Origin of the sequence: Altererythrobacter sp. CAU 1644, from assembly GCF_029623755.1 — a bacterium.
GTDB lineage: Bacteria > Pseudomonadota > Alphaproteobacteria > Sphingomonadales > Sphingomonadaceae > Erythrobacter > Erythrobacter arenosus.
This window is the reverse complement of record NZ_CP121106.1, coordinates 2,288,012-2,307,692: the sequence shown is the minus strand read 5'-3', so window position 1 is coordinate 2,307,692 and position 19,681 is coordinate 2,288,012. Positions and strand designations below refer to the sequence as shown.

The 19,681-nt window shown below is 62.3% G+C and carries 25 protein-coding genes; 12 read left to right on the top strand and 13 right to left on the bottom strand.

Translation table 11 applies throughout. The features are described from left to right. Positions 1–54 precede the first annotated feature (54 nt). Positions 55–321 (top strand): hypothetical protein, encoded by a 267-nt coding sequence (locus tag P7228_RS11490; protein ID WP_278015382.1) that lies wholly within the window; start codon positions 55–57, stop codon positions 319–321. Here the strand turns inward: P7228_RS11490 and P7228_RS11485 are convergent. From P7228_RS11485 to apaG, 3 genes are all read right to left on the bottom strand, one after another. Then, positions 318–866 carry a GNAT family N-acetyltransferase gene (locus P7228_RS11485; protein ID WP_278015381.1) on the bottom strand — a complete coding sequence of 183 codons (549 nt, stop codon included), beginning with the start codon at positions 864–866 and terminating at the stop codon, positions 318–320. The genes P7228_RS11490 and P7228_RS11485 overlap by 4 nt on opposite strands. After that, complete coding sequence (locus P7228_RS11480; RefSeq protein ID WP_278015380.1) at positions 863–1,654, bottom strand: LysR family transcriptional regulator; 792 nt, start codon at positions 1,652–1,654, stop codon at positions 863–865. Before P7228_RS11480 ends, P7228_RS11485 begins: the two co-directional genes overlap by 4 nt. 69 nt (positions 1,655–1,723) lie before the next feature. Then, entirely contained in the window at positions 1,724–2,122 is a 399-nt protein-coding gene (gene apaG / locus P7228_RS11475; protein ID WP_278015379.1) for a Co2+/Mg2+ efflux protein ApaG, read from the bottom strand. 178 nt (positions 2,123–2,300) lie between these two features. Between apaG and P7228_RS11470 the strand changes: the two genes are divergently transcribed. Continuing rightward, on the top strand, positions 2,301–4,079 hold the full coding sequence (locus tag P7228_RS11470; protein ID WP_278015378.1) for a tetratricopeptide repeat protein: 1,779 nt from the start codon (positions 2,301–2,303) through the stop codon (positions 4,077–4,079). 16 nt (positions 4,080–4,095) lie between these two features. Here P7228_RS11470 and P7228_RS11465 read toward each other — a convergent pair whose 3' ends face one another. Further along, positions 4,096–4,701 carry a 2-hydroxychromene-2-carboxylate isomerase gene (locus P7228_RS11465; protein ID WP_278015377.1) on the bottom strand — a complete coding sequence of 202 codons (606 nt, stop codon included), beginning with the start codon at positions 4,699–4,701 and terminating at the stop codon, positions 4,096–4,098. Positions 4,702–4,873: 172 nt separating this feature from the next. On the opposite strand from P7228_RS11465, the gene P7228_RS11460 reads away from it, so the two are divergent. From P7228_RS11460 to P7228_RS11445, 4 genes are all read left to right on the top strand, one after another. Continuing rightward, positions 4,874–6,154: a pilus assembly protein TadG-related protein gene (locus tag P7228_RS11460; RefSeq protein WP_278015376.1), complete on the top strand. Its 1,281-nt coding sequence runs from the start codon at positions 4,874–4,876 to the stop codon at positions 6,152–6,154. A gap of 6 nt (positions 6,155–6,160) precedes the next feature. Next, entirely contained in the window at positions 6,161–6,655 is a 495-nt protein-coding gene (locus P7228_RS11455) for a TadE/TadG family type IV pilus assembly protein (protein WP_278015375.1), read from the top strand. After that, on the top strand, positions 6,652–7,050 hold the full coding sequence (locus P7228_RS11450) for a TadE/TadG family type IV pilus assembly protein (protein ID WP_278015374.1): 399 nt from the start codon (positions 6,652–6,654) through the stop codon (positions 7,048–7,050). The genes P7228_RS11455 and P7228_RS11450 overlap by 4 nt, the downstream gene beginning before the upstream one ends. A gap of 91 nt (positions 7,051–7,141) precedes the next feature. Next, entirely contained in the window at positions 7,142–7,420 is a 279-nt protein-coding gene (locus P7228_RS11445) for an excalibur calcium-binding domain-containing protein (RefSeq protein ID WP_278015373.1), read from the top strand. Here the strand turns inward: P7228_RS11445 and P7228_RS11440 are convergent. Together P7228_RS11440 and P7228_RS11435 are read right to left on the bottom strand one after the other, a co-directional pair. Continuing rightward, on the bottom strand, positions 7,417–8,622 hold the full coding sequence (locus tag P7228_RS11440; protein ID WP_278015372.1) for a trans-sulfuration enzyme family protein: 1,206 nt from the start codon (positions 8,620–8,622) through the stop codon (positions 7,417–7,419). The genes P7228_RS11445 and P7228_RS11440 overlap by 4 nt on opposite strands. A gap of 44 nt (positions 8,623–8,666) precedes the next feature. After that, a complete protein-coding gene (locus P7228_RS11435) occupies positions 8,667–9,206 on the bottom strand; it encodes a TetR/AcrR family transcriptional regulator (protein ID WP_278015371.1) in 540 nt (179 codons plus the stop codon). Positions 9,207–9,274: 68 nt separating this feature from the next. On the opposite strand from P7228_RS11435, the gene P7228_RS11430 reads away from it, so the two are divergent. Then, a complete protein-coding gene (locus P7228_RS11430; RefSeq protein WP_278015370.1) occupies positions 9,275–9,664 on the top strand; it encodes a hypothetical protein in 390 nt (129 codons plus the stop codon). Between the two features lie 85 nt (positions 9,665–9,749). Here P7228_RS11430 and P7228_RS11425 read toward each other — a convergent pair whose 3' ends face one another. Then, the gene (locus P7228_RS11425; RefSeq protein WP_278015369.1) at positions 9,750–9,968 is read right to left on the bottom strand and encodes a hypothetical protein; all 219 of its coding nucleotides are present in this window, start codon (positions 9,966–9,968) and stop codon (positions 9,750–9,752) included. 233 nt (positions 9,969–10,201) lie between these two features. Between P7228_RS11425 and P7228_RS11420 the strand changes: the two genes are divergently transcribed. Continuing rightward, positions 10,202–11,476, top strand: coding sequence for a phospholipid carrier-dependent glycosyltransferase (locus P7228_RS11420; protein WP_278015368.1), 1,275 nt, complete (start codon positions 10,202–10,204; stop codon positions 11,474–11,476). Between the two features lie 3 nt (positions 11,477–11,479). Here P7228_RS11420 and P7228_RS11415 read toward each other — a convergent pair whose 3' ends face one another. The 6 genes from P7228_RS11415 to P7228_RS11390 all read right to left on the bottom strand — a co-directional run bounded on the left by P7228_RS11415 (position 11,480) and on the right by P7228_RS11390 (position 16,028). Further along, a complete protein-coding gene (locus P7228_RS11415; protein WP_278015367.1) occupies positions 11,480–12,616 on the bottom strand; it encodes a glycosyltransferase in 1,137 nt (378 codons plus the stop codon). A gap of 25 nt (positions 12,617–12,641) precedes the next feature. Then, on the bottom strand, positions 12,642–13,712 hold the full coding sequence (gene leuB / locus P7228_RS11410; protein ID WP_278015366.1) for a 3-isopropylmalate dehydrogenase: 1,071 nt from the start codon (positions 13,710–13,712) through the stop codon (positions 12,642–12,644). Positions 13,713–13,721: 9 nt separating this feature from the next. Beyond that, positions 13,722–14,324: a DNA repair protein RecO gene (gene recO, locus P7228_RS11405; RefSeq protein ID WP_278015365.1), complete on the bottom strand. Its 603-nt coding sequence runs from the start codon at positions 14,322–14,324 to the stop codon at positions 13,722–13,724. Positions 14,325–14,335: 11 nt separating this feature from the next. Then, positions 14,336–14,587, bottom strand: a complete 252-nt coding sequence (locus P7228_RS11400) for an accessory factor UbiK family protein (protein ID WP_278015364.1) — start codon at positions 14,585–14,587, stop codon at positions 14,336–14,338. 43 nt (positions 14,588–14,630) lie between these two features. Then, positions 14,631–15,179 (bottom strand): TspO/MBR family protein, encoded by a 549-nt coding sequence (locus tag P7228_RS11395; protein ID WP_278015363.1) that lies wholly within the window; start codon positions 15,177–15,179, stop codon positions 14,631–14,633. A 108-nt stretch (positions 15,180–15,287) separates the two neighbouring features. Next, a complete protein-coding gene (locus tag P7228_RS11390) occupies positions 15,288–16,028 on the bottom strand; it encodes a TlyA family RNA methyltransferase (RefSeq protein WP_278015362.1) in 741 nt (246 codons plus the stop codon). Positions 16,029–16,080: 52 nt separating this feature from the next. Between P7228_RS11390 and P7228_RS11385 the strand changes: the two genes are divergently transcribed. The 4 genes from P7228_RS11385 to P7228_RS11370 all read left to right on the top strand — a co-directional run bounded on the left by P7228_RS11385 (position 16,081) and on the right by P7228_RS11370 (position 19,681). Beyond that, on the top strand, positions 16,081–16,641 hold the full coding sequence (locus P7228_RS11385) for a hypothetical protein (protein WP_278015361.1): 561 nt from the start codon (positions 16,081–16,083) through the stop codon (positions 16,639–16,641). A 384-nt stretch (positions 16,642–17,025) separates the two neighbouring features. Further along, the gene (locus P7228_RS11380; protein ID WP_278015360.1) at positions 17,026–18,105 is read left to right on the top strand and encodes a branched-chain amino acid aminotransferase; all 1,080 of its coding nucleotides are present in this window, start codon (positions 17,026–17,028) and stop codon (positions 18,103–18,105) included. 5 nt (positions 18,106–18,110) lie between these two features. Beyond that, complete coding sequence (gene trhO, locus P7228_RS11375; protein ID WP_278015359.1) at positions 18,111–19,052, top strand: oxygen-dependent tRNA uridine(34) hydroxylase TrhO; 942 nt, start codon at positions 18,111–18,113, stop codon at positions 19,050–19,052. Further along, a complete protein-coding gene (locus P7228_RS11370) occupies positions 19,049–19,681 on the top strand; it encodes a glutathione S-transferase (protein ID WP_278015358.1) in 633 nt (210 codons plus the stop codon). The genes trhO and P7228_RS11370 overlap by 4 nt, the downstream gene beginning before the upstream one ends.

The window sequence follows — 19,681 nt, the reverse complement described above, 5'->3', positions numbered from 1 at the left end:
GGTCGCCCCTTTCCTTGCGTGCGACGCTTGGCCGAGCGTGAAGAATGTGGGAGCATGAGCCCCATGAAATGGCTATTCTGGGGTTTCCTGCTGAGCTTCCTCGCGGCGTTCGGCTTCTTCGTCAGCAATATGATGGGCTGGTTCGGACAGACGCCTGACGCGTTAGCAGGCCTCTATCTCTTGCCCTTCGGAATGCCGTGGAACCTGGTAGGACTGGAGTTGCCCGACCCCTTCCCGCTGCTGTTCGGCCTGGGTGCACCCTTGCTCAATCTGGCGATCCTGTTCTGGCTGTGGCGCCGCAGCGCACGAAAAACCGGTTAGTTGGCGGGCTTCGCCGCCCGCCATTCCCGCGCAAGCAGCCCCCAGTAATATTCATCGCACCAACCGAGATGGGAACGGCAGCTCTCGACATAATGCGCTTCGCGGCGGAAACCGAGCTTCTCCAGGACCCGATTCGACGCCACATTGCGCGGATCGGTCCCGGCAATCGCGCGGTGGATGCCCTCTTCTTCGAACAGATAGGCTAGCAGGCGCCGAACGCACTCAACGGCGACGCCCTGTTTGTGGCGATGCTTGACGGTGCCATAACCGATCTCGAACGTCCCCTCGCCTGAAGGTACCGCCACGATCCGCCCGACCAATTCGCCCGTACTGCGATCGATCCCCGACCAGCTGCGCCCGTTCCAATCGGGATCGCACAGCCAGTCGCCCAAGGCTTCCACGCTTTCGAAGGGAGCCTGGATCAGGAATTGCGCGTGGTCCGGGTCGGACAATGTCGGGAACAGCGCCTCGGCATCGGCGGGGACGAGCGGACGCATGGTGAAACGCTCGGTTTCGAGCGTCGGCGTGGGTAGATCCTGCGTCATTGCCCAGTCAGATGGGCGACGAGTGCCTTGACCTTCTTCTGGCGCCATTGCGGCAAGGGCGCGACCAACCAATATGCCCGGCGCCCCGGCTCCGGACCTTCGAGAATCTCGAGCTTGCCCGCCTCCACCGATTCCCGGACCAGCAGATAAGGCAGGATCGCACGTCCCATACCGGCAACGGCGGAACTGAGCGCCTGGCCGGGATTACCCGCCTTGACCGTCGCGCGCTCGCCCTCGGGTAGCGCTGCCCCAGGCCATTCGATCCATGCGTCGGCTCCGCCGGTCGCGGCTACTACGACCTTCTGCGCCGGGGCGAGCTCGACCCCCTCGAGATCGCCTGGGCCATCCACTAGCCGGATCGCCACGTCGAGGTTGGCCTCGGTGAAATCGGCATTCTCGTCGGCTACCAAGTGGAATTGTGCCTGCGGATTGTCTTTCTGGAAGCCCGACAGGCGTGCGCTGAGCCATTGCGCGTAAAATTCGCGCGGCGCCGCGATTGTGTAACGGTCCGATGCCTGGCCAGCCTGCATCGCCTGCACGCTTTCCTCGAACTTTAGGAATCCTTCGCGCAGCGCATCGAGACCCGCGCAACCCTCTTCGGTCAGTTCCAGCCCCTTGCTCGTGCGGCGGAACAGCACCACGCCGAGGTGGTCTTCGAGCGCGCGGATCTGCTGGCCGACGGCAGCGGGCGTCACCGCCAGTTCGTCCGCAGCGCGCGTAAACGACAGGTGCCGCGCGGCGGCATCGTATACGCGCAAGGCGTTGAGAGGCAGGTGCGTCCGTTTCATGGCTTGGGCGATTTAGGCGGGCTTGCGCGCAGGCTCAAGGCCTAACGGTTCGCGCAGTGCTATGCCCAGTCAGTCCGCGGTCGCGGGCGCAGCGAGCGGGAAGAAGGGGATCCGCACTTCCAACGGCGATCCATCCTCCCGGTAGAAGGTGTAGAAGCCCTCCATCGAGCCGTGCGGCGTCGCCAGCGGGCAACCCGAGACGTAATCGTGGCTGTGCCCAGGCTTGAGCAGGGGCTGTTCACCCACAACTCCTTCGCCATCGACATGGTTCACCATGCCGCGGGCGTCGGTGATGCGCCAATGCCGGGTGCGCAGTTGCAGCACTTCGTGGCTGCCGTTCTCGATCCGTACATGATAGACCCAGAACCACTTGCCGGCTTCGGGATGCGATTGTTCCGGCAGGAAATTCACCGCGACACGCACGGTGATACCATCGGTGGTTGCAGCGTGTTGAAACAGCTCTTTCATGACAATCCGAAGTTAGCGATTCGGATTTACGTAACAAGGGGCGCACCCCCGGTAATCCACCTTCATCGCAATATTCGGCTTTTGCCGTAGCCCTGTTTCACTGGTATGAGTGGCAAAACCACAACAAGAATAACCTGTTTCTGGGTCGCCTCGGATCGAACGGACTGGGGAGATCGACATGCTCAACCTCATTGGATTTTTCGCCGCCCTGATGACGACGACGGGGCTTGGCGCGGCAACCGACACCACTGCTAGCGACGCTGCGCAAATGGCTGCGCTCGACCCCACGCTGCCGGGCCGCAAGGCCTGCCGCGGCATCGACGCCTTTGGTGCAGCGCTCGACGCGAGGCTCGCAATGGCTGCCCAGATGCCGCTGCTGATGCAGGCCGGGAGCGACACCTTTCCGCTTTATTCCAACATTGCGGAATCCGACATCGGCGTAACGGGCCTTGATGGCGACGCCCGGCGCTATTTCGACCAGGGCGTGGCGCTGCTTTACGGTTTCAACCATGCTGCGGCCGTGCGATCCTTCCGCAAGGCGCGCGCCTATGCGCCCGAATGCGCGATGTGCTGGTGGGGCGAGGCCTATGCCAACAGCCTCAACATCAACGCCGGGATGAGCGAGGAACAGAACCGCCAGGCAATTTTTGCCGTTCAACGCGCGCAGCAGCTCTCCGAAGGGTTGAGCGAGGTCGAAAGGTCGCTGATCGCGGCGCAGGCAGAACGCTTCCCCGATGACCTGTCCGCCGATCGAGCCGCGCTGGAGAAGAAATACTCAGCTATGATGATGGCGATTGCCGAACGCTTTCCGCAGAGCAACGACATCGCCGTGCTGGCAGCGGAGTCAGCGATGAACACCACGCCGTGGGACTATTGGGACGCCGATACCCGTGCGGCGCGACCGCAGATCGGCCCGGCGATCGCGCTGATCGAGCGGGTGATGGCCAACAACCCGCGCCACCCGCAGGCCTCGCATCTCTACATTCACCTGATGGAGAATGGACCCGATCCGAAGATGGCTGAGGCGGCAGCCGACCGGCTAGTCGAGAATGCGCCCAGCGCACTCGGCCACCTGGTGCACATGCCGGGGCACATCTTCTACCGCATCGGGCGCTACACCGATTCCATCACCGCCAATATCGCGGCGGCGCGGGCCGACGAAGAATACCTCAAAGTCGCGGGTGACGATGGCCTCTATCGCTTCGGCTATTACCCGCACAACGTCCACTTCCTGCTCACCTCGGCCCAGATGGCGGGCGACATGATGACCGTGACCAACGAGACCGAGCGACTCAAGCTGACGTTGAACGAAGATATCGCGCGCCAGCTCCCCTGGGTGCAGGCGATCCACGCGGCACCGTCATTCGCGATGACGCAATATGCCTCACCGGCCGCGATCCTGGCGTTGACCGCCACACCGACCGACCTCGCCTATGTCGATGCGATGCGGCGTTACGCCCGGGCGGTGGCGCACGCACGCGACGGCAACGATGCCGGCTTCGACGAGGACATCGCCGCGATGCAGGCACTCAAATCGGATCCGCAAATGGCGTTGATGGTCGAAAACGGCTTCCCCGCCCCCGATATCGTCGACCTCGCCGTGCATGTCGCGCAGGGGCGCAAATCGCATGCCGAGGGGCAGTACGATTCAGCAGCGAAGCATTATCAGGCAGCGCAGGCGATCGAGAAGACCATCCCCTATACCGAGCCGCCTTATTGGTACTATCCGGTGGCGCAATCGCTCGGCGCCTCGCTGTACAAGGCCGGGCGATACAAGGAAGCGCAAGCCGCGTTTCGAGAAGCGCTGTTCAAGGCTCCAAACAGCGGCTGGGCGCTTTACGGGCTGTCGCTGACCGAAGCCAAGCTCGGCAACAAGCTCGAGGCGAAGGCCGCGAAAGCGGCAATGGCGAAGGCCTGGATCGGCGACAATTCCTGGCTGACGATGGATCGGCTCTAGCGACGGGGAACGCGGCTCAGCCCTTGGCGAGTTCTTCCTCGACCTGCGCCAGCCGTTCCTTGCCGAAGAACATTTCGTTGCCAACGAACATGGTCGGAATACCAAAGGCTCCGCGCTCGACAGCTTGCGAGGTATTTTCGATAAGCCCCTGTTTTACTTCATCCGCCTGCGACCTTCTGGACAAGTCCGCCGCATCGAAACCAGCCTCCCCGATCGCATTCGCGACGGCGTCAGGGTCGGTCACATCGAGTTCGCGTTCCCAGATAGCAGGCAGCAAACTCTCGACGAATTGCACCGCTCGGCCGTCCTGATCCGCAGCATAGAGCATCCGCTGTAGCTGGATAGAATTGAACGGGAATTTCGGGTTCAGCCTGTATTTGTTGAGCCGGTGCTTCTCGATGAACCGCCGCATCTCGAGCATGGCATACTCGTTCTTGCCCTTCACCTCCGCATCGCGGATCATCGGCGGGGCATTGCCGGTAAGCTTGTGCATCCCGCCAAGGAAAACGGGAAGAACATCGAGCCCTGCACCGGTCTCGCGAAGCAAGTCGCGCAGGGGCCACCACACCAGGTAGGCATTGGGGCTGACGAAGTCGAAAACCAGCTGCACGCGATTTGCCACCAAACTACCTCCCGAAAATCTTGGAAATCCGGGATTCGCACGCTTGAACGCCCCTTGCAAGCGCCTGAAAATGGCAGATCGTCATGGTTAAATTCGCATGAACTGCGATTCCTTCGAATTCCTTAGCGAGACTTCGCGCATACCCGCCATGTTGGAAAAGAATGTGGGGCGAATGGCTATGCGCAACAAGCTGATCCGGATTTGCCGGAACCTGCGGAAAGACCTGAACGGCAATGTCCTGATCATTGCCGCAATCGGTGCTGCTTCGACCGTCGGTGCTGCGGGCATCGGCGTCGACACAGTCGAATGGTACCTGTCGAAACGCCAGCTCCAACAAGCGGCAGATTCCGGCGCGCTGGCTGGCGCGATGAACCTGTTCCGCGGCCAGGACATAACCAGCGCTGCCACCGGCGAGGTCGACCGCAATTACGTCGACGGGTTCAACATCGTGCGCATCGTGAACCCGCCGCAAGAAGGTGACTGGACCGGCGACGGCGGTGCTGTCGAGGTGGTCGTCTCTGCCAGTCGCGCGCTGCCGTTCTCCGGTATCTTCCTCGAAAACGCTCCGACCATTCAGGTGCGCTCGGTCGCGGCAACGGTTGCGGTCGGCGAACCCTGCGTCATTGCAACGGCAACCGACGGAATTGGCATCGACGTGTTCGGTAGCGCAATCGCCGATCTGGACTGCCCGGTCGCCTCCAACTCGCCCGATGGCGTGTCGGTCGATCTCGGCGGTTCGAGCTTCCTCGACACTGACTTGATCATGAGCGTTGGCGGGGTCGATTACGGCTCCAGCAACATTGCTGCCGACACGGCTGTCGTATCATATGGCCTGCCGGTTGAAGATCCGCTCGCCAGCAGAGGCCTTACTCCGCCGAGCTCCCCGTCAGGTTGCACCGCGAACAACTTCAACGTCTCGCCCAGCCAGACGGTGACCATCAGCCCGGGGCGCTACTGCAATGGCATGGACATCAAGGGGACAGTGACGATGAACCCCGGGGTGTACATCATCGATCGCGGCGCGTTCAAAATCAACTCGCAGGCCGACGTCGTCGGACACGGTGTAACGATCATCCTTACAGGGAATTCATCGTCGAACGTCGCGGAACTGCAGATCAATGCAGGCGCCGACCTCGACCTGCGTGCGCAAACCCTGGCGGAAGCGACAACCACGGGCGACGACAACTGGGCGGGTATTCTATTCTACCAGGATGAACTGGGCGATGGCACGCAGCACACCATCAACGGCGGTGCCGACATCAACATGGAAGGCATTATATATATGCCGACCGCCGATCTGACCTACAATGGCAACGCCTCCCAAACCGCGCAGTGCCTACTGCTGATTACCGAGCGCGTACGCTTCGGCGGTACCAACCGGATTGCGAACAATTGCAATGACGAGATCGACGACATCGATACGTCGGCGAGAATTATCAGGGTTGTGGAGTAAGCGCCGATGACCAAGACCCCACTCACGACGCTGCGAGGTTTCCTTGCCGATGAACACGGCTTCGGTGCCATGGAACTTGCGCTCGCCATGCCGTTCCTGATGCTGCTGTGCCTCGGCATGATGGATGCATCGATGCTGCTCGGCACCAAGATCGATTACGAACAGGCTGCGCAGCGAACGACCGATCTCGCCTTTGCTCGCCGTCCCAACTCCGATGATGGGCGCGAGTACAACTGGTACGTAACCGAAGCCAAGACCGCCGCGGATGTGGAAGCCGACGCTGTCGACGTCGACATTTTCCTCGAATGCGACGGCGTAAGGCAGAGCGACTTCAACGGCCAATGCGCTTCCGGCGAAGTTTCCAACCGCTTCGTCAGCGTCTCGATCAGCAACCAGGTCGACACGCAATTCGACTGGGCCGGCCTTGCCGGACTGATCGGGTTCACCAATTTCCCGCGGCAGGTGACTGTCGTAGGAGACAGCCTGGTGCGCATCCAATGATCGTTCGTAAGCTCACTTCCGACAATCGCGCGAGTACCACCGTCGATTTCGCCTTCGCCGTGCCGGTGATCCTCGCGATCATGCTGGGTACGATCCAGATGGGCCAGTACCTCCATGCCTCGGGCGCGATGCGCCATGCGCTGGGCGAAGGCGTGCGGCTGGCGAAGGTCGATCCCGACGCCTCGACCAACCGGATTGAGCGGGAAATCCGCGACGAGCTGGTTGCGATCGACAAGGACAACATCGTGTTGCTCAACGTTACTCGCTCTACGGCGAGCAACGGTGCGAAGATCGCCACCGCCAAGATCAAGTACAAGCTGACACCGATGATCCCGTTGATCCCGGTGCCGGCAATCACGATCTCTGAAGAGAAGACCGTCTGGCTGCCGGTTTAGCAAGAACTTGATAAATCGATACAATTTCGGATAATTGAGCGCTCGCGGCAGGGCATGATACATTTGTTCAATGCGTTGTGCGATCGCCCTGATGGCTTGGGCCCTCATGGTCCCGCAGATGAGCGGGCCGGTTGCTGCACATCCCGGCGGGACGAATGCAGACGGCTGCCACACCAATCGCAAAACCGGGGACTATCACTGCCATGGGAATCGTAAGGCGCGCGCCCGGCAGCCCAATTCGACGGGCGCTGTGTACTACCCGAATTGCTCGGCCGTGCGGGAGGCGGGCCACGCACCATTGAGGCGCGGCGACCCGGGCTATCGATCGGGGCTTGATCGGGACGGCGACGGCATCGCCTGCGAGAACTAGAAACCGGCCGCCTTGAGCGCCTGGTCCATATCCTCGATCAGATCCTGCACATCTTCCAGTCCCACGTTGATCCGTAGCAGGCCTTCGGTCACCCCCATTTCCGCACGCGCTTCCTCGCTCATCGAGGCGTGGGTGGTTGAGGCCGGATGACACATCAGGCTACGCGCATCGCCGATGTTATTGGAGATGTCGATCAGTTCGAGCGCATCGAGTATCGCGAAGGCCTTGGCGCGCGACTGGACATCGAACGCGAAGATCGGACCCACCGCGTCCATCTGGCTCAGAGCGAGCTTGTGGCGGGGGTGACTCGGGAGGCCGGGATGGAGAATACGCGGAACACGCGCCTCGACATAGCGGCCCAGTTCGAGCGCGTTCTCGCTCTGCTTGTGGGCGCGCAGGCCAAGCGTCTCGAGCCCTTTCAGTACCACCCAGGCGTTGAACGGCGAGATATTGGGGCCGGTGTTGCGCTGAAACGGCAACAGCACCTCGTTCATCCATTCCTCGCTGCCGCAGACCGCGCCGGCCAGAACCCGTCCCTGCCCGTCCATCAGCTTGGTCGCGCTATAGGCAACAACGTCCGCACCGAACTCGAGCGGGCGCTGGAGCGCGCTTGTGGCAAAGGCATTGTCGACCACCGTCGTGATGCCCCGCGATTTCGCTAATCCGCAGACGTAATGCAGATCGACCACATCGAGTGTCGGATTGGCTGGAGTCTCGAAGAAGAAGACCTTGGTGTTGGGCCGGATTGCAGCATCCCACTGTTCGTTGACAGCGCTGTCGATCACCGTCGTTTCGATGCCGAAACGAGGCAGAAGGTTGTCCACCAGCCAGCGGCACGAACCGAACGCGGCGCGCGCGGCGACAACGTGGTCTCCGGTCGATAGCTGGCACAGCAAAGCCGCGGTCATCGCTGCCATGCCGCTTGCCTGTGCCCGGCATGCCTGGGCGCCTTCCATCAGCGCTATCCGTTCTTCGAGCATGGCGACGGTCGGGTTCTGCAGGCGCGAATAGGTCATGCCCTCGGCCTCGCCCGCGAAACGATCGGCGACCGTCTGCGCATCATCATAAGTGTAGCCGGAGCTGAGGAACAGCGCTTCGCTCGTTTCCCCATGCTCGCTGCGCCAGGTGCCGCCGCGCACCGCGCGGGTCGCAGGGCGCCAGTTGCTGGTCTTCGCCCGGTCCATGCCTGTGGTCTTCTTCATCGCGGCTGGCGGTTTAGGCGGCAGCGGCATGGGCGGCAAGCAAGTTAAAGCTGCGCTGCCGACAGCCCAGCCTTGGCGACATCGCCCTTGCCGATCCCTTCGAGCATGAGGGAACCCTCGACGAGGACCAGCATGAGCCGCGCCCCTGCTGCGGGATCGGGATCGTCGACTGGCAGCTTGCTCTCAAGCCAGAGCAGCAGCCGGTCCATGATCGCACCGGCCGCGTCGCGATAGGATTGGTTGCCGCGGGCAGCTCCGGCCACGATTTCCCACCACAGGCCCATGAATGGTTGCATCTGAGGGTCCCTGATCCGATCGAGGAGCAGGTTGAGGCACTGGTCACGCGACGAGGCGCGATCCTTGCCGAAAGCCTGATCGAGCATGACCGAGTAGCTTTCCGCGATGAAAGAAAGAAGCTCCGCGATCAGCGCGTCCTTGTTGCCGAAATGGTAGATCAGCATGCGGTCACTGGTCCCCGCGGCTTTCGCGAGCGGGCGCAGGCTTGCGGCACCCATACCGTGCTCCATTACATGCATCGCCATCGGCATCAGCCATTTGCGGCGGGTATCTTCGCTTCTGCTCATCGGGGTCTTGTAGCGAGCGCTACACTCAGCTACAAGGCGTGTAGCACTCGCTACAAAGGAGCCGCTCAATGACCGCTTTCGAGATCCTGGTCACAGCAGGAATACTCTTCACCGTGGCCGCATTCGTTCACATCGTCGTCAACAAGCCCACGATCGGCAGCACTTTTGTCGCAGCCATCGTCTGCGCCGGATTTGCCGGCTTCACAACCGTGACCGTCATGTCAGAGGGCTTCCTCCCTGTCTGGGCAAATCACACTGCCAACTTGTGGGGTGTGCAGGTCTGGTGGGATCTACTGATATCGGTCTCGCTCGCACTGCTGCTGGTTGTCCCGCGCGCGAATAAGGTCGGCATGAACATCCTGCCGTGGGCACTGTTTGTCGCTGCCACAGCCAGCATCGGCCTTTTGGCGATGGTCGCACGCCTGTTCTGGCTTGAGCGCAATCAGGCCAGTTCCTGACGCCCCAGTCAAAGGCGATAGCGCAGAAACGAAAAAGGCGGAGCCGCGAGGCCCCGCCTTTCGTATCTCGTACTAAGCCCTTGAATCAGGGGCTGGTCGGCAGGTCGTCGTCGTCCGAAGCCGTCAGGACGATGAAGCCGGCCAGAACGGCAAGAGCAACAACGCCAATGATGGTGTCCGAGCCACCGCCAAGTTCCGATTCACCAGCAACCGGTGCAACTGCACGGTCTGCTGCCTGAGCTTGAAGCGCAACCGGAGCGGCTGCGAGTGCAAGCACCGAACCGATCAAAGCAATCTTCTTCATAATCAATCCAACCCTTTCATGAACGAACGTTCGTGCCCCTCGATAGGGCGTCCTCAACCCACCTACAAGCTAGAACAGCAATTGTTTCACAAATTTAGCGAATTGGGGCGAAGTGATGCAAAATGGCGACGAACCGTTACTTGATAGTTGCCCGACTTTGATCCGATATCAAATCAAGAGCTAGCCGGACGCCGAACTTGCTCATCGCGAACCTGCTGCTAAATCCACACCCGATGAGCCAGGCCCCTGCACAGCCCCGCGATCCGCTCGGCCTGAGCCTGCTCATGGCGCTTGCATTCACGCTTCTGGCCGGACTTCAATTGACCACGCCATCGAAACCGTTCTTCGACGAGGTCCACTACCTTCCCGCTGCGCGCGAGATGCTGGCAAACGGCAGTTACATCAATCGCGAGCATCCCTTGCTGGGCAAGGAGCTGATCGCGTTGGGCATTGCGATCTTCGGTAATAACCCGCTGGGATGGCGCGTGTTTTCGCTCCTCGCAGGAGCACTTGCCTTGTTCGCAAGCATGCGTGCGATGTGGTTTGGGAGCCTGTCGCGTTTCGCCAGCCTGGCGTTCGGATTGCTCCTCGCCAGCGGCTTCATGCTGTTCGTTCAGAGCCGCATCGCGATGCTCGACATCTACATGGCGGCCTTTCTTTGCGTGGCCACGTGGCAATTCGCCGGTGCGATCCGCGAGCCGGAGACTGGACGCTGGCGGCTAATCGCCACGGGGGCCGCACTGGGAGCGGCGATGGCATCGAAGTGGAACGCGATCCCGCTGGCAATAGTCCCGGGTATCGCTTTCCTTTTGGCACGCCTGAGCGCGGGCAGGCGGCGACTGCTGACCAGCCAGCGTGGCATTCCAGTCCCGGGTGTCTCGCTGCTCGAAGCGACGCTATGGCTCGGCGTTCTGCCACTGGCGGTCTACGCGGCAACCTTCATCCCCGCATATCATTTTCGCGACACTCCCTTTGCCACGCAAGGACTGATCGAATTTCACCGCGAGATGTATGCGCTACAAACGCAGGTGCTTGAGCCCCATCCCTACCAGTCGAACTGGCCCGACTGGGCGCTCAATCTACGCGCCATCTGGTACCTCTACGAAGCCGTCGACGGTGCCCAGCGAGGCGTCCTGCTGGTCGGTAATCCGCTCACCATGATGCTGGGACTTCCGGCGCTGATCTGGTGCGCGCTGACGGGCAACAAGCAGCGGCAATGGGCGCGGATCGGTGTCGTTGCCGGGTACGCGGTGAGCCTCGGCCTATGGCTGTTCGCTTCCAAGTCGGTGCAATTCTACTATCACTATTTCTTGCCGCATTTCTTCCTGCTCGGCGCACTCGCATTGGCGCTCGATGCCCTTTGGCAAGGCGGACATCGCAAGCTGGCCCTGCTGGTGTTGGCGGCCAGCCTTGTCCTGTTCGCCTATTTCTATCCGATCCTTTCGGCCGCGGCGCTCGAAGGGCCGCAAAGCTTCCTCAATTGGAGTTGGATCGACGGCTGGAGATAGCGACTAGTACCGGCCCCAGACGAAACGGCTCGACAGCGCGTAGTTCCACACCGACCCGACCACGATCCCGGCCAGCGCAGCAATCACCCAGTATAGCCCGCGCGATTCGAGCAACGTCGCGACCGCGACATTGGCAAAACCGCCCACGGCGCAGGTGAGGCAGAAGCCGACCCAGCCCTTCAGCACTGCGGCCGTGCCTTTCAGGCGCTGGTCACGATATGTCAGCCAGTTATTGAGCCAGAAGTTGAAGCTCATCGCGCTGAGGACCGCGACCGCCTGACCGACGGTGAAGGCCTTGTCGAACCAGAACAGCACGAGGCTCAGCACTGCCATGTGGACGATGACACCCATCGCCCCCACCGTACCGAACAGGGCAAAGCGCGTCGGGATCAGCTTCCCGAAGGTCTTGTCGTAAAGGCCGGCGAGGAAATCGAACGCGATCGCCCGGTCGAGCTTGCTTTCGCCTTCGCGGCGCGCGGAGAAATTCAGCGGGAATTCCCTCACTTTCATCGGGCGCTCGGCAGAGGCGAGCAGGTCGAGCAGAATCTTGAACCCGATCCCCGACAGCTTGGGCACCAGCGCACGCGCTGTCTCGCTGGGCAACATGAAGTAACCGCTCATCGGATCGGTCAGTTCGACCCCGGTCAGCTTGCGCGCAAGCGCATTGGCCGCCCCGGACAGCTTCTCGCGATCAGGCCTGCCCCACCCTTCCATGCTTGCGCCCTCGGCGAAGCGCGAGGCGACCGCAATATCACCCTCGCCCGCCTTCAGGGCATTGAGCATCAGCGGCAATAGCGCCGGATCGTGCTGGTGATCGGCGTCCATGACCGCGCAAAAAGGAGCAGCGGTGGCGCAAAAACCTTCAATCGCCGCACTCGCCAGCCCGCGCCGACCGATCCGCTGGATCACCCGCACACGGCCATCGGTCAGCGCGATGCGCCGGGCCTCGTCGGCTGTACCGTCGGCCGAGTTGTCGTCGACAATCAGTACCTCCCAGCCGCCGGAGCCGAGGGCGTCCTCGATCCGCTCGACCAGCGGCGCCAGATTTCCCCGCTCGTTGAGCGTTGGCAGGATGATCGCCAGTTCGAGCTGCTGAGTGGATTCAGCGCCGGAGGGATCGGGAGAACGGGTCATGTCCATGACAGACCCGATTAATGCGAAAATCTCAAGATAGGGTAAGCAGCTTGCTAACCACGCTATCGCCGATTTCCCGCGACGTGGCACGTCCGCCGAGGTCCCCTCCGCGCACGCCATCGGCAAGGCATTCGGCCACTGCGCGCTCGACCCTTACCGCGTCTTCTTCGCGTCCCATTGAATGACGCAGGAGCATTGCGAGAGAGAGGATCGTCGCCATCGGGTTGGCCTTCCCCTGCCCCGCAATATCGGGCGCGCTACCGTGGATCGGCTCGTAGAGCCCGAAAGCGCCATATTCGGTCTGGCGTTCACCAAGCGAAGCGCTGGGCAGCAGCCCGATCGAACCGACGCACATGCTCGCCTGGTCGGACAGGATATCGCCAAACAGATTGCCGGTGACGACCGTGTCGAACTGCCCCGGCGATTTCACCAGCTGCATCGCCGCGTTGTCGACATACATGTGCTCGAGCGCAACATCGGGATATTCCTTCCCGACCTCGATCACCGTGTCGCGCCAGACCTGGCTGGTTTCGAGGACATTTGCCTTGTCCACGCTGGTGAGCCGACCGCCGCGTTTCCGCGCCGCGCGGAATGCGACATGCGCGATCCGCCTTACCTCGCTTTCGGAATAGCACATCATGTCCCATCCCTCGCGCTCGCCATCGTCCCGCGTGCGGATACCCTTGTCGCCGAAATAGACGTCGCCATTGAGCTCGCGCACGATCAGCAGGTCGATTTCCCGCGCGATCTCGGGCCTCAGCCCGCTCATATGCTCGAGCCCGGTGAACGTTGTTGCCGGGCGCAGATTGGCAAACAGGCCGAGCTCGGCACGCAGGCCCAGGATAGCCTGCTCTGGCCGCAAGTGCCGCTCGAGATTGTCGCAGGACGGATCGCCTACCGCGCCGAACAGGACGGCATCGGCCGCGCGGGCCATGTCGAGCGTCTCTTGCGGCAATGGATGGCCGTGGCGCTGATAGGCGATCGCGCCGACGTCGCCTTCGAACAGGACAAGACCCGGCAGGTTCAGCGCATCGAGGACCCGCAGCGCCTCGCGCACAACTTCCGGACCGATCCCGTCGCCGGGCAAGACTGCAATCTTCACGCGTGATTCCTAAGCCAGCATCCGCGCGAGCCTCTCCCGCAACAGGTGCCGCGCAGCCATAACATCGCCCCGCTTGTCGGCAAGAAGGTAGCGGGCAAGAGGTCCTTCCAGCGCATCAAAGTTTGCTAACATGCCGGTCAGTTCTTGCGCGATTTCAGGGCGTTCACCGCCATATCCGAGCTCGCGCAGCAGCAGCGCCTCATAGGAATTCATCGCCGGGAACCAGCCGCGTGCGCTGGGCGCCTGACAGACGGCACCAAGCAATGCCTCGAGCGCCAAGTACAAGGCAGGATAGGGATTGCGTTCTGGCAAGGCGCTGGCGGTTAGCGCGCAGGCCCAGGTGATTGCGGCGGCGGGGAGCGGCTCGGTCAGCCATGGTCCGCGGCTCTCGATCAGTTCCAGCCGGGCGAAGGGCATCTGGCTGTCGGACTTGGCGCGGAGGTCGACTTCGACGAGGTTGCCCGGGATCATCACCGGGCGCAATTGGCGCCCTCGCCCACCCGCGACATAGCAGGCGACAACGCCGTGGTCCCCGGTCAGCAGCCGTGCAATCGACGCGGTCTCGCCGTGCTGGCGGGAAGCGATAAGTATGGCGGGTGCGCGCAGGTTCATTGCGCGGCGATCTACCTGGCGGCGAGCTTGGCTTCCAGCTCTTCGATGCGGGCCTTGAGCGCCTCGTTCTCTTCGCGCGTCTTGGCGGCCATCAGCTTGACCGTGTCGAACTCTTCGCGGCTGACGAAGTCCATGCCGCCCAGCGCTTCCTTCATCCGCTCGCGCGCGCTTTCGCGCGCCTCGCGCGTCATACCGGCGAAGGTGCCTGCCGCGCTGTTGGCGAGCTTGGCGAAATCGGCGAGCATTTTGTTCTGGCTTTGCATAGGCGCTATCTGGCGATCACAATTCCAAAGGACAAGCGCGAATTCAAATCTCGATCCGCTGGGTCGCGCTGGTCGAGGAGCCGTGGCCACCATCGGGATTGAGCCGCAGGAACTCGTAGTTGAGCAGCGTCGCGAACAGCACCCAGGCGAGATAAGGCAGTAGCAGCAGCCCAGCCGCGCGCCGTACCCGCCAGAACAGGAAGATCACGACCAGCAGCGTGATATCGATCACGGCCAGGAGGATCAGCGCGCCCTGGATGTTCTGGGCGCCGAAGAACACCGGCGACCACGCGAGGTTGAGCGCGAAATGGACCACGAAGAAGCCCACGGCGATCCCTCTGCCCCGCGCGCCCCAGGCGCTGCAGATCAGCGCGAAAGCGATGCCGATCATGATGTAGAGGATGGTCCAGACGATCCCGAACCATTTCGGATCGGGGTAGATGTCGGGCTTCACGAGGTTCTGGAACCACATGGTGTTGGGGCTACCCAACTGACCGGCGACAAAACCCAGCAGGACAATCAACGGCACCGTAAACAGCGCCCAGCGCAGGAAACTGGCTCGCAATTGTCCGCGTGATGCAACGACGTTCATCAATTCTCCCCGCGATATTCGTTAGTCGATTCGCGCTTCGTGTTAGTTGCCTGCGCGATACACGGCGCGCAAGGACTCGCCAAATCGCTGTGCCAGTTAGGGATGCAATTACGGCCCGCGCCGAGCGCTGACGAGGAATTCCACGTTGCCTTCCGGTCCCGTGATCGGGCTTTCGACAATACCTTCGACCTGCCAGCCGCCGGACGCGAGCCAGTCGCGCACCTCGTCGCAAACGCGCTGATGCAGGGCGGGATCGCTGACCACCCCCTTCTTGCCCACTTCCTCGCGTCCCACCTCGAACTGCGGCTTGATCAGCGCCACCAGACGGCACTCCTCGGCTGCCAGTTCCAAAGGTCGTTCGAGCACCTTGGCAAGCCCGATGAAGCTCGCGTCGCACACCACCCAGTTGCATGCGCGGTCGATCATTTCCGGCGTCAGGACCCGTGCGCTGGTCTGCTCGAGCACGGTCACGCGATCGTCCTGTCGCAATTTCCACGCGAGCTGGTTGGTGCCGCTGTCGACCGCGAAAACATGCGCCGCCCCCTTTTGCAGCAATACGTCGGTAAAGCCGCCGGTCGAGCTGCCGATATCCATCGACACCGCGCCGCCTGGATCGAGCCCGAAATGTTCGATCGCGTGGGCGAGCTTTATCCCGCCGCGGCTGACCCACGGGTGATCGCGCCCGCGCACTTCGAGCGGTATGTCTTCGGCCATCTGCTGGCCGGGCTTGGCGATCTTGCTCTCGCCGGAGAAGACCACGCCCGCCATGATCAGCGCCTGCGCGCGGCTGCGGCTTTCCACCAGCCCGCGCTCGACAAGCATCTGGTCTATCCGGCGTTTTTTGGTCATTCGATCCCCAATAGTCGTGGACCCATACGGCGTTAGCGCGCATTAAAGCGGCATGAAACCGATCTATCTGAATTTTGCCGGGGCGCTGGCGCTGACTTTCGTAATTGCTGCCTGCGTGCCTGCCGCACCTGAGCCGACTCCGGCTCCCTCGCCCAGCCCGACACCTGCGCCCACCCCGATCGCGACGGCTGCTCCGGTCGTGCAGCGTTCGCTCGAGAACTGGCTCGACGCGCCGCAAACGCCGGGCGATTGGAGATACTCTAGTGGTAGTAGGATAAGCCAGGCCAGCTTTGGCATTGGCGCGAACGCATCCTCCTTCACCATGACCTGTATAGCCGCGAATCGCGCCGTTCGGCTGGAGCGTGCCCACCAATCACCTGCAAACATTGCGATGCGCATTCGCACCGAAACCGGGGAGCGCCTGATCAACGCGCAGCCACTGGCCGGAGCGCGCGAAGGTGTGGTCTTCGCCCAACTCGCGTCAGGCGATCCGTTGCTGGATGCGATGGCGGTGACCAAGGGGCGGTTTGCGGTCGAGGTCGAGGGCATGCCCACACTCTATCTGCCCTCGTGGACCGAGGTCTCGCGCGTGATCGAGGATTGCAGGCAATAAAAAAGGCGCTCACGGGCGCCCGACAACAGCGTGCTATTCTGACGTGGGAAAACTATTTTTCAAGCCTTGTTTTCGCGGACGACCTGACTCAAATTGATACCTGAGGCCAGCGGCAATACGCGGTTCTCGGCCCCCGGTGAAACGGTCCAGGGTCTTGGCTCAAAAGCGCGAAAGGAGGTGATCCGATGTCTCATGGTTCAGCAGAGAGGTCGGCAAGTTTCCGCGCGGAGCACTATCGGTAAGGAGATACCTTTAGAGGCTTCGTGAGCGGCACTTCCCGCCGCTGACCATGCGAAAGGCGATCCTGCGACGGGCGGGGTCGCCTTTCTCATTTGTGCCGACAACGTCTTGCCCTCGCGCGCCCATCACATTACGCGCTCGCGCATGGACTTCGAATGTATTCCTCACCCCGCACCCGTTCCCGGAGAAACCCGGACCGAAGCGCTCGCCAACCCCGGTTTCGGCACGCTGTTTTCGGACCACATGGTTACGATCGATTATGACGAGGCCAAGGGCGGCTGGTACGGCGCGAAGGTCGGTCCGCGCGAGCCGATCCCGCTCGATCCGGCAACCGCGGTGCTGCACTACGCGCAGGAAATCTTCGAAGGGATGAAGGCCTACAAGCAGGTCGATGGCAGCCTCGCGCTGTTCCGGCCTGAGGAGAACGCGCGTCGCTTCAACGCCTCGGCCGATCGCCTCGCGATGCCGAACCTGCCCGAAGAGATCTTCATCGAATCGGTCAGGCAGTTGGTCGCTGCGGATCGCGACTGGTTCCCCACGGTCGAGGGCGGCTCGCTCTACCTGCGGCCCTTCATGTTCGCATCTGAAGCCTTCCTCGGCGTGCGTCCTGCCAAGCAGTACAAGTTCGTGGTGATCGCCAGCCCGGCGGGCAATTACTTCAAGTCGGGCTCGCCAGCGGTGAGCATCTGGATTTCCGATTACACCCGCGCAGCGCCGGGCGGCACTGGCGCGGCAAAATGCGGTGGCAATTACGCCGCGAGCCTCGTCCCCACCGGCCAGGCCTTTGCCAAGGGGCACGACCAGGTGCTGTTCCTCGATGCAGTCGAACGAAAATGGGTCGAGGAACTGGGCGGTATGAACCTGTTCTTCGTGTTCGATGACGGGCGCGTCGTCACCCCACCGCTGACCGGCACGATCCTGCCCGGAATCACCCGCGACAGCCTGATCACGCTGCTGCGCGAAGAAGGGCTCGACGTCAGCGAAGAGATGTATTCGATCGACCAGTGGCGCGATGATGCGACCAGCGGCAAGCTGCTCGAGACCATGGCCTGTGGCACGGCGGCGGTCGTCACCCCGGTCGGCAAGGTCGCCGGCCCCGATGGTGAATTCGAGATCGGCACTGGCGGCCCCGGCCAGATCACCAGCAAGATTCGCGAGAAGCTCGTCGGCATCCAGAAAGGTGCGGTCGAAGACACCCATGGCTGGGTGATGAAGCTGGGGTGATTGCAATGACGGCCACCCCGTCGATCACCGTCGCGGCGCTGTACCAGTTCACGCCATTCGAGGACCCGGCAGCGATCCGCGGCCCGTTGCTGGCGTTGTGCGAGGAAGTCGGAACACGCGGTACGCTGCTGCTCGCGCGCGAAGGCATCAACGGCACCATAGCGGGGAGCGAGAATGCCATCGCGCAAGTGCTGACCCACATTCGCGCGCTGCCGGGATGCACCGACCTCGACGTCAAATTCTCCTACGCCGACGTAATGCCGTTTAACCGCATGAAGGTGCGGCTGAAGCGCGAGATCGTGACCATGGGCGAGCCCGACATCGATCCGCGCCTCAGCGTCGGCCACTATGTCGATGTGCAGGACTGGAACGCGCTCATCGCCGAACCCGACACGCTGGTGATCGACACGCGCAACGACTACGAAACCGCGATCGGCACCTTCAGGGGTGCGGTCGATCCTGCGACCGCCCGTTTTCGCGATTTTCCCGAATGGTTCCGCGCCCATCGCGAGGAACTGCTCGTGGGCAAGAAGAAGGTGGCGATGTTCTGCACCGGCGGCATCCGCTGCGAGAAATCGACCAGCTTCCTGCGCAAGGAGGGGATCGAGGAGGTCTATCACCTCAAGGGCGGCATCCTGAAATATCTCGAGGAAGTACCGCAGGAAGAAAGCCTGTGGGACGGAGAATGCTTCGTGTTCGACGAGCGCGTCTCGGTCGGGCATGGCCTCGAACAGGGTGACTACACGCTGTGCCGCGCCTGCCGCCGCCCGCTGACCGAGGAACAGCGCGCCTCGGCTGATTACGTCGAAGGGATCAGCTGCCCGCTCTGCGTCGACGAGCGGAGCGAGGAGCAACGCGCGCGTTATGCGGAACGCCAGAAACAGGCCGAACTCGCGAGACGACGCGGCGAACGGCACGTCGGCGCCGACAGCGCCAGCCGGAAGTGACCTCCCTCCCCATCCTCTACAGCTTCCGCCGGTGCCCCTATGCTATGCGCGCGCGGATGGCGCTGTGGATCAGCGGCACGACCTGCGAGCTGCGCGAGGTCAAGCTGGCCGACAAACCCGATGCGATGCTCGCAGCCTCATCCAAGGGTACTGTGCCGGTGGTTGTCCTGCCCAACGGCGAGGTGATCGACGAAAGCATCGACGTGATGCGCTGGGCGCTTTCGCAGAGCGATCCCGAAGGCTGGCTGGCGGGCGATGACCGCGAATTGCTCGAGCAGATCGACGGGCCGTTCAAGCATCATCTGGACCGCTACAAATACTGGACGCGGCACGATACCGATCCGGGGGAACACCGCGCTGCAGCGCTCGAAATCCTGCGCGGGCTCGACACAAGGCTTGCCCAGCACGGCCAGCTATCCGGCCCGACCCGCACGCTCGCCGATATCGCCAGCTTCCCGTTCGTCCGCCAATTCGCCAATCACGACCGCGCGTGGTTCGATGCGCTCGACCTGCCGCACCTCCAGCGCTGGCTTGCAGGGCATCTCGATTCAGAGCTTTTCGCCGCAATCATGGCCAAGCATTCGCCGTGGAAACCCGGCGACGAGGTCGTGCTCTTCCAAGCTGCCTAG

Coding starts and splice junctions, on each gene's coding strand:
- P7228_RS11390 (WP_278015362.1), bottom strand. CDS start 16,028: ATGACCAAAAAACGCCGGATAGACCAGATGCTTGTCGAGCGCGGGCTG.
- P7228_RS11480 (WP_278015380.1), bottom strand. CDS start 1,654: ATGAAACGGACGCACCTGCCTCTCAACGCCTTGCGCGTATACGATGCC.
- P7228_RS11490 (WP_278015382.1), top strand. CDS start 55: ATGAGCCCCATGAAATGGCTATTCTGGGGTTTCCTGCTGAGCTTCCTC.
- P7228_RS11440 (WP_278015372.1), bottom strand. CDS start 8,622: ATGAAGAAGACCACAGGCATGGACCGGGCGAAGACCAGCAACTGGCGC.
- P7228_RS11450 (WP_278015374.1), top strand. CDS start 6,652: ATGATCGTTCGTAAGCTCACTTCCGACAATCGCGCGAGTACCACCGTC.
- P7228_RS11420 (WP_278015368.1), top strand. CDS start 10,202: ATGAGCCAGGCCCCTGCACAGCCCCGCGATCCGCTCGGCCTGAGCCTG.
- P7228_RS11400 (WP_278015364.1), bottom strand. CDS start 14,587: ATGCAAAGCCAGAACAAAATGCTCGCCGATTTCGCCAAGCTCGCCAAC.
- P7228_RS11395 (WP_278015363.1), bottom strand. CDS start 15,179: ATGAACGTCGTTGCATCACGCGGACAATTGCGAGCCAGTTTCCTGCGC.
- apaG (WP_278015379.1), bottom strand. CDS start 2,122: ATGAAAGAGCTGTTTCAACACGCTGCAACCACCGATGGTATCACCGTG.
- P7228_RS11385 (WP_278015361.1), top strand. CDS start 16,081: ATGAAACCGATCTATCTGAATTTTGCCGGGGCGCTGGCGCTGACTTTC.
- P7228_RS11415 (WP_278015367.1), bottom strand. CDS start 12,616: ATGGACATGACCCGTTCTCCCGATCCCTCCGGCGCTGAATCCACTCAG.
- P7228_RS11455 (WP_278015375.1), top strand. CDS start 6,161: ATGACCAAGACCCCACTCACGACGCTGCGAGGTTTCCTTGCCGATGAA.
- P7228_RS11430 (WP_278015370.1), top strand. CDS start 9,275: ATGACCGCTTTCGAGATCCTGGTCACAGCAGGAATACTCTTCACCGTG.
- P7228_RS11470 (WP_278015378.1), top strand. CDS start 2,301: ATGCTCAACCTCATTGGATTTTTCGCCGCCCTGATGACGACGACGGGG.
- P7228_RS11435 (WP_278015371.1), bottom strand. CDS start 9,206: ATGAGCAGAAGCGAAGATACCCGCCGCAAATGGCTGATGCCGATGGCG.
- trhO (WP_278015359.1), top strand. CDS start 18,111: ATGACGGCCACCCCGTCGATCACCGTCGCGGCGCTGTACCAGTTCACG.
- recO (WP_278015365.1), bottom strand. CDS start 14,324: ATGAACCTGCGCGCACCCGCCATACTTATCGCTTCCCGCCAGCACGGC.
- P7228_RS11445 (WP_278015373.1), top strand. CDS start 7,142: ATGGCTTGGGCCCTCATGGTCCCGCAGATGAGCGGGCCGGTTGCTGCA.
- P7228_RS11460 (WP_278015376.1), top strand. CDS start 4,874: ATGGCTATGCGCAACAAGCTGATCCGGATTTGCCGGAACCTGCGGAAA.
- P7228_RS11380 (WP_278015360.1), top strand. CDS start 17,026: ATGGACTTCGAATGTATTCCTCACCCCGCACCCGTTCCCGGAGAAACC.
- P7228_RS11485 (WP_278015381.1), bottom strand. CDS start 866: ATGACGCAGGATCTACCCACGCCGACGCTCGAAACCGAGCGTTTCACC.
- P7228_RS11425 (WP_278015369.1), bottom strand. CDS start 9,968: ATGAAGAAGATTGCTTTGATCGGTTCGGTGCTTGCACTCGCAGCCGCT.